Annotated in this window: 15 protein-coding genes and 1 tRNA gene; 6 read left to right on the forward strand and 10 right to left on the reverse strand. The window is 61.9% G+C overall.

What is annotated here, in order from left to right:
- Positions 1-205 precede the first annotated feature (205 nt).
- The 4 genes from SG26_RS14325 to SG26_RS21990 all read left to right on the forward strand — a co-directional run bounded on the left by SG26_RS14325 (position 206) and on the right by SG26_RS21990 (position 3,523).
- Positions 206-541, forward strand: a complete 336-nt coding sequence (locus SG26_RS14325; RefSeq protein WP_050037925.1) for a hypothetical protein — start codon at positions 206-208, stop codon at positions 539-541.
- Entirely contained in the window at positions 538-2,364 is a 1,827-nt protein-coding gene (locus SG26_RS14330; RefSeq protein ID WP_050037926.1) for an ATP-binding protein, read from the forward strand. The genes SG26_RS14325 and SG26_RS14330 overlap by 4 nt, the downstream gene beginning before the upstream one ends.
- Positions 2,361-2,906 carry a hypothetical protein gene (locus tag SG26_RS14335; protein ID WP_050037927.1) on the forward strand — a complete coding sequence of 182 codons (546 nt, stop codon included), beginning with the start codon at positions 2,361-2,363 and terminating at the stop codon, positions 2,904-2,906. Before SG26_RS14330 ends, SG26_RS14335 begins: the two co-directional genes overlap by 4 nt.
- 224 nt (positions 2,907-3,130) lie before the next feature.
- On the forward strand, positions 3,131-3,523 hold the full coding sequence (locus SG26_RS21990; protein WP_050037929.1) for a hypothetical protein: 393 nt from the start codon (positions 3,131-3,133) through the stop codon (positions 3,521-3,523).
- A gap of 42 nt (positions 3,524-3,565) precedes the next feature.
- Here the strand turns inward: SG26_RS21990 and SG26_RS14350 are convergent, their stop codons facing one another.
- The 8 genes from SG26_RS14350 to SG26_RS14380 all read right to left on the reverse strand — a co-directional run bounded on the left by SG26_RS14350 (position 3,566) and on the right by SG26_RS14380 (position 8,869).
- On the reverse strand, positions 3,566-3,934 hold the full coding sequence (locus SG26_RS14350; RefSeq protein WP_050037930.1) for a hypothetical protein: 369 nt from the start codon (positions 3,932-3,934) through the stop codon (positions 3,566-3,568).
- A 127-nt stretch (positions 3,935-4,061) separates the two neighbouring features.
- Complete coding sequence (locus SG26_RS14355) at positions 4,062-4,280, reverse strand: hypothetical protein (protein ID WP_050037931.1); 219 nt, start codon at positions 4,278-4,280, stop codon at positions 4,062-4,064.
- A 335-nt stretch (positions 4,281-4,615) separates the two neighbouring features.
- Positions 4,616-6,250: a helix-turn-helix domain-containing protein gene (locus SG26_RS14360; protein ID WP_050037932.1), complete on the reverse strand. Its 1,635-nt coding sequence runs from the start codon at positions 6,248-6,250 to the stop codon at positions 4,616-4,618.
- Positions 6,247-6,777, reverse strand: coding sequence for a hypothetical protein (locus SG26_RS14365; RefSeq protein WP_050037933.1), 531 nt, complete (start codon positions 6,775-6,777; stop codon positions 6,247-6,249). The genes SG26_RS14360 and SG26_RS14365 overlap by 4 nt, the downstream gene beginning before the upstream one ends.
- On the reverse strand, positions 6,777-7,058 hold the full coding sequence (locus tag SG26_RS21170; RefSeq protein WP_154020801.1) for a hypothetical protein: 282 nt from the start codon (positions 7,056-7,058) through the stop codon (positions 6,777-6,779). Before SG26_RS21170 ends, SG26_RS14365 begins: the two co-directional genes overlap by 1 nt.
- Positions 7,059-7,391, reverse strand: a complete 333-nt coding sequence (locus SG26_RS14370) for a hypothetical protein (protein WP_050037934.1) — start codon at positions 7,389-7,391, stop codon at positions 7,059-7,061.
- Between the two features lie 226 nt (positions 7,392-7,617).
- Positions 7,618-7,688, reverse strand: a tRNA-Pro gene (locus SG26_RS14375).
- 95 nt (positions 7,689-7,783) lie between these two features.
- The gene (locus tag SG26_RS14380; protein ID WP_050037935.1) at positions 7,784-8,869 is read right to left on the reverse strand and encodes a nitrous oxide reductase family maturation protein NosD; all 1,086 of its coding nucleotides are present in this window, start codon (positions 8,867-8,869) and stop codon (positions 7,784-7,786) included.
- A gap of 113 nt (positions 8,870-8,982) precedes the next feature.
- Here SG26_RS14380 and SG26_RS14385 point away from each other — a divergent pair, with 113 nt between their 5' ends.
- Together SG26_RS14385 and SG26_RS14390 are read left to right on the forward strand one after the other, a co-directional pair.
- Positions 8,983-10,317, forward strand: a complete 1,335-nt coding sequence (locus SG26_RS14385; protein WP_050038293.1) for a DEAD/DEAH box helicase — start codon at positions 8,983-8,985, stop codon at positions 10,315-10,317.
- Between the two features lie 90 nt (positions 10,318-10,407).
- On the forward strand, positions 10,408-11,985 hold the full coding sequence (locus SG26_RS14390; RefSeq protein WP_050037936.1) for a DUF790 family protein: 1,578 nt from the start codon (positions 10,408-10,410) through the stop codon (positions 11,983-11,985).
- A gap of 79 nt (positions 11,986-12,064) precedes the next feature.
- Here SG26_RS14390 and SG26_RS14395 read toward each other — a convergent pair whose 3' ends face one another.
- Positions 12,065-13,288, reverse strand: a complete 1,224-nt coding sequence (locus SG26_RS14395; RefSeq protein WP_050037937.1) for a nucleotidyltransferase family protein — start codon at positions 13,286-13,288, stop codon at positions 12,065-12,067.
- The gene (locus tag SG26_RS14400) at positions 13,282-14,196 is read right to left on the reverse strand and encodes a hypothetical protein (RefSeq protein ID WP_050037938.1); all 915 of its coding nucleotides are present in this window, start codon (positions 14,194-14,196) and stop codon (positions 13,282-13,284) included. Before SG26_RS14400 ends, SG26_RS14395 begins: the two co-directional genes overlap by 7 nt.
- Positions 14,197-14,353 lie beyond the last annotated feature (157 nt).

Raw genomic sequence — 14,353 nt, forward strand, 5'->3', positions numbered from 1 at the left:
CCAGGGGGCCGGACTACCGGAAACCGTTCCCCGCACCGATTTCGCGGCGAGCGGCGAGATTTTTCGCGCGCGCGGAATTCCAGACAAGACATGAGTACCCCCCCGTGTGGGCAGGCGCATTATGCGACGCGAACGTGCGTCGCTGGCTGGTCGCGAGCAACACTCGAAAATCTGAGAGTTTTCGACGAGTCGGAGGTGTCCAGTAGTGCTGATTACGCCGCTCGATTTGCTTCGCAGCCTGTTGCAGTTCGGACTTGAGAACTTCGGACTGACTGGGCTCGGCGTGGGCGTTGGGACGTTGATGACGACCGGACTCTGGCTGTGGTGGGGCTTCAAACTGAAAGGGATCGCTACACTCGTCGCGACGGTCGGGCGGACGGCAGCTCGGCACGCGCTCGTTTCGGTCCTCTTTTCGGCAGGGCTGTTCGGACTGCTGTTCTGGACAGGCATCATTCCCGGCTTCGACATCCAGGCGACCATTGACATCCTCAGTGCTGGCGTCGACGTGATCGTGGAGAGTCTCAAGGAGATGATGAAATGAGCGTCGACGCTGACTCGCTCCCGATTGTCGACGACGTCGATGTCTACCATGTCGGCGAACACTACGCACGCACCGTCAGCCAGACAATCGCCGTTCGCGGCCAGATCCGACAGCGGTCCTCGGTAGATCCAAAACTTGAGGAGGCGACCTTCGAGTGCCACCGTTGTGGAACCCTACATCGCATTCCGCAGGGCTTCGGTGCGATTCGCCAGCCAACGGTCTGCGAAGGCTGTGAGAAACGCGGTCCGTTCAGATTGGTCAACGAACAGTGTCTTTACGTCGATTACCAGGCACTCCGACTCCAGCCCGTTCCCGAGCGCGTTGAGGAGGGCACGGAGACGATTGACGCTCATCTCACCGAACAACTGGCGCGACGCGGAGTCGAGTCCGGCGAAGTCGTGACACTCGTCGCGGAGTACAAGGCCGTCCATCCTGACGGCTCGACGGTCGGTGAGAAGATCCTCGATGTCGAGGAGGTCATCGTCGAGGAATCGGCCCGACAGCAGATCGACCGTGACGCTCACCGTGACGTTATCGACGAACTCGCCGATATCCATGATCCAATCTCAACGCTGGTCGCATCGATTGCGCCGACGCACTACGGCGATGAGCACATCAAAGAGAGTCTCATTCTCCAGTTGGTACGTGGCAATTCGCCGGACGCTGAAGGGACGAATCATCGTGGCTTGATCCATCAGTTGCACCTGGGCGACCCTGGAACAGGGAAAACGGACTTCGGCGAGGCGCTGACAGCGCTGAGCCCGCGTGCCCAGAAGACATCGGGCAACGAGGGCACGTCGGCCGCTGGCCTGACCGCCGCGATGACGAAAGATGGGTTCGACGACCGCGATCTGACCGTGACTGCCGGCGCGATCCCGAAGTGTTCCGGCGGCGCCGTATTCATCGACGAACTCGACAGCGCCGGAAGTGCCGAACAGAACGCGCTCCTGGAGGCGATGGAATCGGGCAAGGTGACCATCGAAAAAGCCGGCGAACGTGCGGTGTTGAACGCCGAGACGGCTATCCTAACGGCGGCCAACCCAGAGGACGGCCACTTCCGAACCGACGAAAGCCCGATTCAACAAACGGATATCATCTCCCCGCTGCTGGACCGGTTCGACCTGATGTGGGTGCTCCGGGAGCGGACCGACCGCGATGAAATCGACGACCTGGCTGGCCACATCATCGACGGGCGAGATGTTGCCACGAGACAAGAGCGGGGCGACGAGGTTCCCGATGAGCTCCTTGAGGACGTTGACGGCGAGCTTCCGATGGACGCGCTGCGGGCGTACCTGCAGTCTTGTCGCGAACTCACGCCCACGTTCGCGAGCGACGCGGTGAAAGACGCGCTACGCGAGTGGTACGTAGCCGTGAAGACGCGACTGGTCGCTCGGGAAGACGAGGAGGGACGCACGATCCCGGTCACACCGCGGTCGCTACTGGACCTCATCAGGCTGGCCGAAGCGTCGGCGAAGGCCCGTCACTCCGAAACCATCGAGATGGTCGACGCCGAGCGAGCCACGCGGCTGAAAAGCCGGTCGTTCCGCGAACTGGGCCTCGATCCGGGCCCGGACGTGGAAGTCGAAACCGACGACGACGGCCAGCTTGTCGTTACCTCGGATGCGCCGACCGCCGTCGTGACCGAGGTCGTCGAGGAACTCAAATTCGACGGCGCTGGCTACGGCGCGGACCGAGGCGACGTGGTTGACGCTGTCGTCGAGGAGGCCGACGACGTAGATCACGACGAGGCCGAACAGCTTGTTGAGGAGATGCTGACAGCCGAGACGATTGATGAAACTCCTGACGGGAGACTCATTGCATGATACAAGCACTGAACTCGCTCTTTTCCACGGTCGTACAGGGCGCGACTGACGCGACTGGCGTTGATGACGGATTCATTACAGCGGGTGGTATCCTCACCGCACTGCTGGTTTTGATTCTCATCCTGATCCAGCACTTTACTGAGCGAAACATCTGGAACTTCTTGGCTCGGATCGACGGCATCGGTCTCATCGCTATCGGGACAGCTGGGACAGTGCTGGTGACCGTTTCGAATGCCGATTTCGGCGCCCTTCGTGTCTACGGCGCATTCGTCGCCGGTGGACTCGTCTTGCTGGTCGCTTGGCGGTCCGATGCTGTCGATACAGTCCCAGAATACGTCTGGTGGTTCAGTATCGGCGGCGCCCTACGGATGATACTCGTCGGGTCGATGGTGACGACACTCATCACCTTGCTCACACGCGGGCCGTCAGGAATCGGGCCGATATCGTACCTTTCCGGGTTTCCAGTAGCTGGGATTGCGATGCTTATCACAGTCGCGACTACCCGGATAAGCGACCTCACAAACCCGTTCACAGACGACTAGGAGTTACGGAAGGAATCCTCGTACCGGTCGGCAAACAACCCTCTGTTCAAAATATCCGAGAAACTACGCCCGTCGTGCATCTCTCGTGCTATCAACACCCCATAAAAAATGAAAACTAAGAAAATCCCTATCAGAGATGCCATGAGCTCAGTCGTCATCTCGAGGCCAAGGATCATACTAAATCGTAGTAGCGGACGAATCTTAGAAGTTCGGGTGAGACGCCGATGATCGACGGTCTCTGGCTCATTGTAGCGGGATTGTGGGCCGTCGCAGTACTCGTTTCGCAGGTCGAAGATGTGATCGACCGCGTCACTGGTTGGGTGACAGGCGATGACCCGGAGCCGACCGCCGTCGACGAGGTTCATCAGCTGTACCTGAACGACGAAATCGACGAGGACGACCTCGAGGAGCAACTTGAAGTTCTTGTCGACGATCGGGCGCGCACGATTCGAGACCTCGCTGACGACGAGCATGGGATTGGGGACGAAATCTCTTGCAGGGTGGCTCGTGAGTTCAACACCGTTGGAGAGTTTGTTGCTGCCGATGTTGAGAATCTCAAAGTAATCGACGATGTCGGCCAGGAACGCGCTGAAACGTTAGCTCGGGTTGACAGGTAGAACTGAGGACACCACGGCTTCCGCTGTTCTCTATCTACAGGCTTACAGTCGTTCCTGACAGCCGGTAATGAACGATTTGAGACGTGATCCGACAGTTGGATCCACACTCAATAGGATGCTGTGACACTGTTCGTGCGGGAATTGGAAGACGTAAGCTTCCTCGTGGTAGTGGACAAGTGACTGCTTGCTGCCCAGAGGCGCGTCTTCAGTTTTTGACTCTGTTAGTTCTGGAATCTCTCGAAACGTATCGGCAACTGCGTAGTACTCTTCTTTTGAGTACTTGCCTTTGAGATTATCCCGGATATAGACTACTTCACAGCCATCTTCGTACAATATAGCTATTGTCCGTAGAGCCTCATCCACAGTACTGTGGGCGTAGTCTTCTAATTCAGCGGTGGACTCGTGGGGCATGTATGAAACTCTCTTGACCACTCACTTAGATGTGCAGGCAACTACCACTGTTTCGCTCGCTTCAACCGGTGTTTCAGTGCGCGGTAGAAGTTGTGAAGCGGACCGTCGAAAAATGGTCTGAGACCTGCTATTCTTCCGGATGATCTACGAGTGAGGTGTAGACAGCGGGCTCTCTACCCTTACCGCCTTGTTTCGCTAATACTCCTGACTCGTGCATCGTTTCGAGACAGTCCCTTGCTGTTCTCTCACTGACACCGATTGCGAGAGCGAAGGCTTCGGGACGAATTTCATCGGTTTTCTTGAGCGCAGTGTTCCATATCTTGTCTCGGTTGGTCCACTTGGTCATGTGGAAGATATCTTCTTCACAGGGTTGTAAAGATTTGGAATGATCTGCTGTTAGTGATCTCAAGAGGCGATAAAACAAACGTTGGAATATATCTTCTACACAACCGATAGCGGAACGGTGCGGTGTGTATTTTTGCGCCCCGCAGGGGCGTGGCCTTAGCCACACCCGCTAAGGGGGTTTGCCCGCCGGGCGGGAACGAGACCAGCAACGAACTGCTGAGAGACGCAACACTAGACAAGAAGCGACTCGAAGCAAGACCGTGGTCCGTGGTCAAACGCGAGATTACTTATAAAAGAACACACCGTAGAACAGTGATGCCTCTCAGCTGTCGGACGTTACCGGAGGGTCCGAACCGGGCGCTCCCGTCGCGAGCCGTCGATGCTGACCTCGACAGTTGCGTCCAGCAGGGTCTCTGGGTCTCGACTGTCCTTCCGCCACGCACGCATCATTTCGGTGATGACCTCTCCGACGAGCGGCTTATCCGTTGACCGCAGCTCGGACAGCACTGTATCGATGCGAACGACGGGGCGCTGTCCGTCGTGATCGGGGGCTTCGAACTCAGCTCCGTACTTGGCGAGCCATCGGTCGAACGCGCTCGATGCCGACTGTCGCACATCGATGTCGACGATGCGCGCCGCCCGGTCGGCGGCAGAGTCTATCGCGTGCTCGACCGATTCGACAAGGCCACGAACCTCCTGCCGGAGCTTCTCGGAGACGAACCGAACGTGCCCGTTGTCACTGGTGACGACTCCCTCTAATCGCTGCAACATTCGATAGACAGTCGACAGCGACGTGTCCGTGGCGTCGGCAAGGTCCTGGGCGGGCATCCCACCGTCGGTGGCAAGCGTCTCAGTCAGGTCCTTATCTGACGGCGTCATGTCGCGCAGGACGGACATCAGGATATGTTCTTGCTGTGCCTCCAGGCGGGGCAGCGGGTCCTCGTGGATCGGGACCGGAGAGTCTGCGGAGGCTGCCTCGAAGTGATCGTCGACGACGAACGTGGTTCCGCCAGCCTCGGTCGGCACGTCTGCCCACGAAAGTAGCGACAGTAGACGTTCATCGAGTTCCTGAAGCACGTCGTGGCGGTCTGTCCACGAGACCGAACCCGTCGACGTCCGCCCCGAGACGAACTTCACGCCGAGCTTTGGATGATACAGTGGATCGTCGGGACTGAAGTTCTCGGGATTCTCTGGCAGATAGCTCTTGATTTGCCCGCCAAGACGGTGGTTCGGAACCAGTTCGCGGGCGCTGACAGACCCGTGTCTGAGTGCGTGGTGATGGCCGCGTTCCTCTTCGTTGTCCCACTTGTACTCGCCGACGGTGCCATCCGCGTCGGACAGCAGCATCGTCAGCCGGTCGAGGACGCCACCAGTCCCGATGAGCTTCTCGTTCATCGAGCGCGTGAGGCGAATATACCGCTCGACAGCTGTGATATGACCGTCGAAGGGCGCGTCGAAGTACCCGTGGTAGAGACCAACGCCAGCGTCGTCGGCCAGCTCGAAGATCGCCCGCGCCAACAGGCTCGGGAGTTCGTCGAGGTCGATGTTCGATGGCTGGGCGTGAACACTCACACCGGATTCAGCTGAACTGTGGTGGAACGGGAACGTCAGCACTTCACCGTCCGGTTTCCGCATCTCCGGGAAGCGCGGTGAGACGTTGAAATTGCACTTGCGCTCGCCCTCCCCGTCGACGTGGATGTCGAACTCGTACAGCGTGTCACTGTCGACGGGATCGGTCGGCCGTGGTGCGATACCAGAAGCCGAGTAGTTCAGCCGGAGGTCGCACACTTCGCCGTCGATGACGACCTCGGAGACCTCAGCGTAGCCGTCGCACTCGTTGATAAGCAAGTTGGCGAGCGCCCAGTATGGGTCGAGACCGTCGTAATCGTCGGCTTTGCTGTTGCCGGCGGCGACCGGGCCGTAGTACAGCCACGCGTCGGCCTCGTGGATGTGTGGCTCGACGTGCGTCACTGTGCTTCGCCCCCGTCGGTCGCGAACGCCCCGAGCGTCGACGCCTCCGTTTCCGGACTCGTCTCACTCGTATCGACGCCGCCGGCTTGGTAGCTCTCAACGAGTCGCTGGGCAGCCGCCTCATCGCGTTCCCGCAAGTCCTCGGGCGTGACCGCAGACTCCCCATCGCAGCAGTCACACGGCCGACGTGGGCCACAGGGCAGCCGATCTGGTCGCTCGCCGTGGAGTTCGAGCCACTCTTCGCGCTGTTCCAGACGCTGCATGATCTTCGCCCGCGGTTTTTCGAGCGGGTTTCGCGCTTTCTCGGCAACACGGTCGCTTGCGAGTTTTCGCTCAGTGCCTCGCCAAGCACGGATCCGCTCGATACTGTCGATGCCGTCGATGAGCGAGAAGACCAGTTTGCGGCGATCCGGGTGCGACAGCAGGTCCTGATCCAGCCACCGGGCCGGATCCTCGCCGATATCCTCTACGAGCTTGGGACAGCGCAGTCGCTTGCGGCGGTCTCCCGCTTGGTTTTCTGACGGCATTACGCACCGTCTCCTCCGGGGCAGTCAGATTCCGTGCGGACTGTATCCCCACTGTCGGGCACCGCCTCGCCGCCGTCAGGATGGGCACGTCTCTCGCGATTTGCTTTCGCGCGAACGCGATTGGCCTGTCGGGGCTGAGATTCACAGAACCACCGCCAGATGTAGGTCCAGCGCCGTTCGCAGGGGCCGCACATCTCGCGGGTCTCGCCATCGGGCCACCGCATTCGACAGGTTCGACCGACGGAGCCGCAGGAGTCACACTCGTCGTCGTGGGAGACCATTTACGCGTCACCTCCCTGCTTGTCCCACTCGAACTCGTGATCGAGCGACGCACCGCCAGCGAGTTTGGCGGCGAGCGTCTCGTCGGGATAGTCGTGATTCCCGAATTGGCTGGTGTCAGCGTCGTCGCCGGTGTCGATGCTTCGGTGGAGCTTCGACCCGTTTTTCGCTGTAAACAGGAACGTCCCGACGTCTTTCTCGGAAACTGTGTCCCAGCCGTCAGGGAAACACTGCCCACAAAGGTCGAATTCGGCGACGCGTGTCGAGTCGGCCGGGAGCCGCTGCCAGTGTCCGTTCGCTAGACACGGAGTTTCCAGCGTAACCTCGAGCGTCATGGCCGACACACCCCCTCGGTAAGAGCGAGGCAGTCCTGCCCCTCCTCGGTGATGGGGAAGCCGCAGAACTCGCAGATGAGGTGGCTTTCTTCCCCACTGGAGGTGTGCGAACTCATGCTGCCCACCCCCTACTTAAACGAGGGTGTTCTATTCGTCGCGGAACGAATAGGAATTTGGTTAGCGAAGCGCTATACTGCTCGTAATTTCCATCCGGGTAGAAATGTAGTGGGACCGCCGAGATTCGAACTCAGGTCCGACGGACCCCATCCGCCGAGGATACCGCTACCCCACGGTCCCGCACTCTGGGAGAGGGGGGTGTTTTAATTAAGGGCTTCGCTTTAGTGACGAGAGTGGCAGCCCGTGACGGGGAAGCCAGTGTCGGCACGGGCCCTTCATTCGGCGACTTCGATACCGGGACTGTCGATGGTAACGTCATTGAGCGACCAGCCATCGCTCGCGGCCCGGGCGTCGACACCGATGGCATTCTGCTCGGCGGTCACGGAGATGGTCGACCCAGAGACAGTCCACGACGCGTTGGTCTTGACGGCGTGAATGCCCTGTTGTCTGCTTTCGATGGTCGTATTCTGGATGGCCCACGCGCCGGTCGTTCGAGCGGTGAATACCCCGATATCCCGGGTTTCGAGGGTGGCATTTTCGAGCGTCCACGCACCGCCCGAGAAGGCGGTCACGAGGCCGGTGTCGCTCCGCCGGACCGTCAGGTCGGTCACCGACCAGTCTCCACCGCTGTCGATAGCTTTGACGCCGGTATCGCTCCGGCGGACCTCCGTGTTCTGGACCGACCAGTCACCAGTTGTCCCGGAGGCGTCGACGCCGTCCGCGCCGGACCGGTCAACGACGACTGCTGCGACCGTCCAGTCGCCGGAAGACCTGCGGACGTCGGCACCGTCGCCGCCGACAGCGACGAAGCGAGTGTCGCGAATCGTCCAGTCGCCGCTGGTCCCGCGGGCGAACACGCCGCTGTAGGTCGTGCTGGCGACGGCGGCGTCCTCGATAGTCCAGTTCCCGGACGAATTCGGCGCGTAGACGCCGACGTCGGCAGCGATAACGGTCGTATTACTGACCGTCCAGTCGCCATTGGTCCCGTTGGCCATGACACCGAAGCGGTAGTTCCGCACGGTAAATCCGGTGACGGTCGGTTCGGCTGGGCCGGCCACCGTAACGCCGGTACCGTTGACGAACCGCGAGCCGTCCAGTATCGCCCGGTCGGGTGCGACGAGGGAGATGTTCTCGTTGATTCGGACTTCTTCGTAGTAGGTGCCCGGCCGGACCTCGACGGTGTCACCGCTATCGGCGGCGTCCACGGCGGCCTGTATCGACCGGTAGTCGGCACTCCCGTCTTTGTCGACGGTTAGTGTCTCCTGTGCCGTCTGTGTTCCTGCTACGCTTGCCGGTACCACGGCGAGGGTCAGCACTGCCGACAGCAAGAGGGCAATTACTGCTGCTCGTGCGTCGTCCATACTAAGAATAGTGGGTGCGAACGGACGTAAACTGTATTGTTATTTTACCCGGTGGTGCCCCCGGCGATGTGGCCCACGAAAGCGTTATCGGCCGGACCGGCGAACCCCGGAGTGTGCTGGAGTTGACGTACGAGTCGGGGACCATCCGCGTGACGGGGGACCCGTCGTCGGACCTGCCCGGCGTCGAGTACGACGAGCGCTCGCAGACAGATCGAGCGCCGGCCTACCGGTACGCCGAACTCGTGAACGCACTCGACGAGCGCGGGCTGGCATACGAGGACCACGTCAGTTCGCTCCCGTCGCTGTCGCTCTCGACGACGTACGACCTCAGAGCGTACCAGCAGGCAGCGCTGGACGCTTGGCGAACGACCGGCGATAGAGGCTGTCTGGAACTCCCGACGGGGAGCGGCAAAACCGTCATCGGCATCGCGGCGATGGTCGCGCTGGGGACGCCGACGCTGGTCGTGGTCCCGACTATCGACCTGCTGGAGCAGTGGCAGCGCGAGCTACAGCGGGAGTTCGACCAGCCGGTCGGCCGCATGGGCGGGGGCGAACAGCGCGTCGAGGACATCACGGTGTCGACGTACGACTCGGCGTACCTGCGGGCCGACGAACTCGGGGACCGATTCGGACTCGTGGTCTTCGACGAGGTCCACCACCTCGGCGGGGAGGGGTACCGGGACATCGCTCGGCTGCTCGCCGCGCCGGCACGGCTCGGGCTGACGGCGACGTTCGAGCGCCCGGACGGAGCCCACGAGGTTATCGAGGACCTCGTCGGGCCGCTCGTCCAGCGAGTCAGCGTTGACGACCTGGCGGGCGAGCACCTCGCGGACTACGATATCAAACGAATCGAAGTCGCGCTCACGCCGGACGAGCGGGACCGCTACGAGGAGTCTCAGAGGACGTTCACCGACTACCTGAAGCAGTCCAACATCCAACTCCGGTCCGGCAGCGACTATCAGGAACTCGTGAAGCGGTCCGGCAACGACCCGGCGGCCCGGGAGGCGCTGCTGGCGAAACAGCGCGCCCGCGAAGTGATGATGAACGCCCAGCGGAAGGTCGACCGGCTGGCGACGATTCTGGACCGCCACCGTGAGGACCGCATCATCGTCTTCACCGCCCACACTGACCTCGTGTACCGCCTCTCCGAGCGGTTCCTTATTCCAGCGATAACACACGAGACCGGTGCGAGCGAGCGTCGGGAGATCTTAGAGCGGTTCCGCGACGGGACCTACTCCCGGGTCGTGACGGCGAACGTCCTCGACGAGGGTGTGGACGTGCCCGACGCCAACGTCGCCGTCGTCCTCTCGGGGAGCGGGTCAGAGCGGGAGTTCACCCAGCGACTCGGCCGGATTCTGCGGCCAAAAGCCGACAGCGGGCGGGCGCTGCTGTACGAACTCGTGACTGAGGAGACCGCCGAAGAGCGCGTCGCCAGGCGACGCAGATAGCGGGCGTCGCAGCATCGAGGTGCCCCTAAGTATGTTGAGAGATTGCCCTGACTCCCCGTGTTTTTGTCGTTCCGTCGCGGAGACACGCGTGTGCTGACGAAAGACCTCCTGCGGGTGTCTCGGGCGGGCGGCGGCTATCACCTGCAGTTCGCCGATGCCGATGTGGAGCGACTGGCGGCCCGCGTGCTCGGTATCTACCAGGGCCACGTCGGCGAATCCCGTGAGACGCTGGAGACGGCGCTCGCGGACGTAGAGCGAGAGGCCGACGATTTCAAACTCGTCCGCGGGCTGGCGAAACTCGTCGAACGGGAGGCTGCCTTCGAGACGCAAGCTCTGGTCGACCCTGTCCGCGCCCGCCGTCGGGTGTTCGAAGCCGCTGCGGACGTCGGCGTCGTGACCGAGGCCGAGCGCCAGCAGGCACTCTCCGAGGCGGCCGACCACTTCGGCACGGATGCCGAGACGCTGGCCGACACACTGTACGCCGACCGCGACTCACGACAGATTCTCACCGATGTCGACTCGCGCTGGGGGCCGGCCGAACTGCGGACCCAGTACAACCTCTCGCTGGCGCAAACGGCGCTGTTCGACGCGACCGAGGTTCGGGTCCGCTCGTCAGACCCGAACACGCTCGTCTCGGCGGTCAAACGCCTCCGGCTGATGTACGAGATCCGGCGGACAGAAAGCGGTCGGGAGGTCGTGGTCACGGGCCCGGACGCGCTGTTCTCGAATACACGCCGGTACGGCACCCGCTTCGCTCGTCTCCTTCGGACAGTCGCGGCCGCGAGCGAGTGGGAATTGACGGCGACCATCGATGACCGGGGTACCGAGCGGGAACTCACCCTTTCAGATGCGGATGTCTCCGTTCCCGGCGTCGAGCCCGTAACTGAGGTCAGCTACGACAGCGGTGTCGAAGCCGACTTCGCCGGGCGGTTCGCCGCGCTGGACCTCGACTGGGACCTGATCCGGGAACCGGAGCCTCTAGCGGCAGGGGAACACGTCATCATCCCGGATTTCGCCTTCGAGTGGCGACCCGGCGCTGATACCGGCGTTCGGGACACCGGGCGCAGTGGCGGGGGCTCGGACGGGGCTGACGGGGCCGCCAGTGACGCTCCCTTCCGGATTTTCTTCGAAATTATGGGTTTCTGGACGCCGGAGTACGTCGAGAAGAAGCTCGCCCGCCTCGACGCGCTGGCGGACGTGGAGATGCTGGTCGCCGTCGACGAATCGCTCGGTGTCGGGGACGAAATCGAAGCGACGGATAACCGAGCGATTCCGTACGCCGGGACGGTCAGCGTGAAAGACGTGCGGGATGCCCTGCGACCCTACGAGGAGCGGCTGGTGCGCGAGAGCGCCGCGGAGATACCCGATGAACTCCGGCCGGATGCCGACGTTACCTCGCTCGCTGACCTCGCCGCGGAGTACGGCGTCAGCGAGGATGCGCTGGAAGACGTGGCCTATCCGGCCCACGAGCGCGTCGGGCGCACGCTCGTTTCCCCTGCCGTGTTAGACGACCTGGCCGAGGAGATCGAGCCCGGAATGGCGTACGAGGCGGCGAGCGACAGACTGGCAGACTACGGTATCGAGGATGACAGCGCCGCCCTCGCACGCCTTGGCTACCGCGTTGCCTGGGAAGGGCTGGGTGAGGGGACAATCCAGCCACGGGAGTGAGCCGCCTGTGGGATACCGCTGAGAATCAGCCCCCAGATACAGCGAATCGTCGCCGGAACGAAGCGAGCGACTCGGCTGTTCAGGTCGCTTCGTCAAGTGGCTCTTCGGACCGCTGTCGCTGCCACTGTGGCACTTCGAGGAGGAGTCGGAGCGGCCAGATGACGTAGTACAGCGGATGCAGCGGACCGGGGAGCGGGCAAAACTGGTACTCCGAGTAAGTCGGGTGAAGCGACGAATGCAACAGCAGGAGCGGCACCAGCGCAGTTGCCGAATCGCTGGCAGCCAGGTGAAACTGAGCGGCCTCGAACTGCGTGGGTGCCTGTGGCGTCCCAGCGGCCAGCGATTCGACGACGGCCTCGGTTAACTCGGTGACGCGGTCGTCCGTGCGAAGGCGATCCAGTATCGGCGTTGGGAGGGCATACCCGAAGACAGTACGTGCGAGCGCGGCCCCGAGCAGTAGGTTCCGCTGGACGCCAGTTTCCCGCGCCCGAGCGAGGACGTGTGACCAGTCGGCTTCCGTCGACTCCAGCGCCGCAACGAAATCACAGAGCCACTTCAGGAGATACCAGCGGTGCTTGGTTCCGTGGAACGCTAACACGAGTAGCCGGTCTGGCTGTGCAAGCGCCGGAAGCGGTTGGCCGCCGACCGCGACTGTGTCGCGGCGGTCCCAGAGTTCACCGAACGGTGTGGTGAACGGTCGCTCGGCGTCGCCCACGCGCCAGCGGAGTTCCACGTCGAACTCCGGACCTCGCATCTCGTACTCGTGAACGATTGCCTTCGTCACGGGACCGCCCAACAGCGCGGCGTCGTCCAATCGCGGCGTGCCCCCGCGCCACTCGTAGCCTCGCTCTTCCAGAATATCCGCGGCGACAGTGATATCTTCAGGATGGACGAGCAGATCCAGATCGTTGTACTCCCGCACCGTTGCGTCGTCGTAGGTGGCGGCCGAAAGCACCGGTCCCTTGAACGGTACCGCGCGTACACCGCGTGTCTCAAAACTCTCGATTATCTCCTGTAGCTCGGTCGTGAACGCGAGATTCCGCATCCGCTTTCCCTGTACTGTGCTGTTAAGTCGTGTCAACACGGACTCTGGCACGGTGAACGCAGCACTGCTCTCGCGTGCCATCGGTTCCAGCCCCTGATAGAGGAGTTGCACGACGCCGTGATACTGAGCGAGTTCAACGACGCGGTCCCAGTCTGGCGTGTCATCCAGCGCGGGAAGCTCGGGGGAAGCGTCGGTGACGATTGCGGTACGAACACAGTCGACTACCAATTGGAGTTCGGGTTCAGCCTCCGTTAGCATGGCTTACTCTCGAGATCAGACTGAATCCGGTCTACGACCTCCGGGAGTATATCGAGATCGAACGGTCGGCGGAGCCGTTTTATATCTGTCATATCGACGATCTCCCCGCAAGCACTGAAATTGGCCACGGCCTGGCCGTCGGCATCCAGCGCGCCCAGCGTGTACGTGTTATCGACGAGCGCCATGACCTGTTCGTCCGGCCTGACTGAGTCCACCCCGATAGATTCACCGTCTTCGAGCAGATAGATGCGTTCTAGCGGCACCGGAGTCGCGGGCTGGTCGTGTCTGAGCCCGTAGAAGTGTCGCGGGCGCCCGCTGTGGACCTGTTCCGGCGGCTCGACCGGGGGGTCAAACGCCGCAACTGCCTCCGGGTCGAGTTTCATCGATGGGTAGCCGCTCCGAACGACTGGTCCCGCATTATCCAGCGTTATCGCAGCCACGTCGTCGCTCAGGACACGGTGCCCGTCAAGCAAACAGGCCATCGCAGTCGTCGTTTTTCCGACCCCGGACTCCCCGACGAACGCCACTGCACGCCCGTCGATGCTGACAGTACTGGCGTGCAGTACGAAGTAGCCCCGCTGGTCCAGCAGGTGGTTCAACGCCGGGCCGACCAGTACGTGGCGGAGGACTTCGCTTGGCACGTCCGAGGCCGGGTCTACAGCGATGGACGTCCCGTCGAGAATTCTGACCGTTGCGGCGTCGTATAGAAGGTAGTATTCGCGCTCGTCTACCGCGTGAAAGGTCGATTCGGAGTCAGCCGACAGTGGGCGAGGGAGCCGTTCTTCAGTGATGGTGACGTCGGCCCGCCCGTCGGGCTCTGTCTCAGCGGGCGGAAGCTCCGGTATGTCGAATGCCGAGCGGACTGTCAGTCCAAAAGCTTCGTACGTGGCTGTGCTTACTGTTGCCATCCTGCTAGGTCCCTCCCTGCGTAGTTGTCCATCGATTCCGTCCGTGCTGAAACACACCCCATCTACGACACCCCTGGTTCATACCAGATCGCTTGACTGCTGTGGTGGATAAGAATGCGCTCTCTACTTCCGACACACAGCCACGAAACCGTCACGA

The organism is Haloarcula sp. CBA1115 (genome assembly GCF_000827835.1).
GTDB lineage: Archaea > Halobacteriota > Halobacteria > Halobacteriales > Haloarculaceae > Haloarcula > Haloarcula hispanica.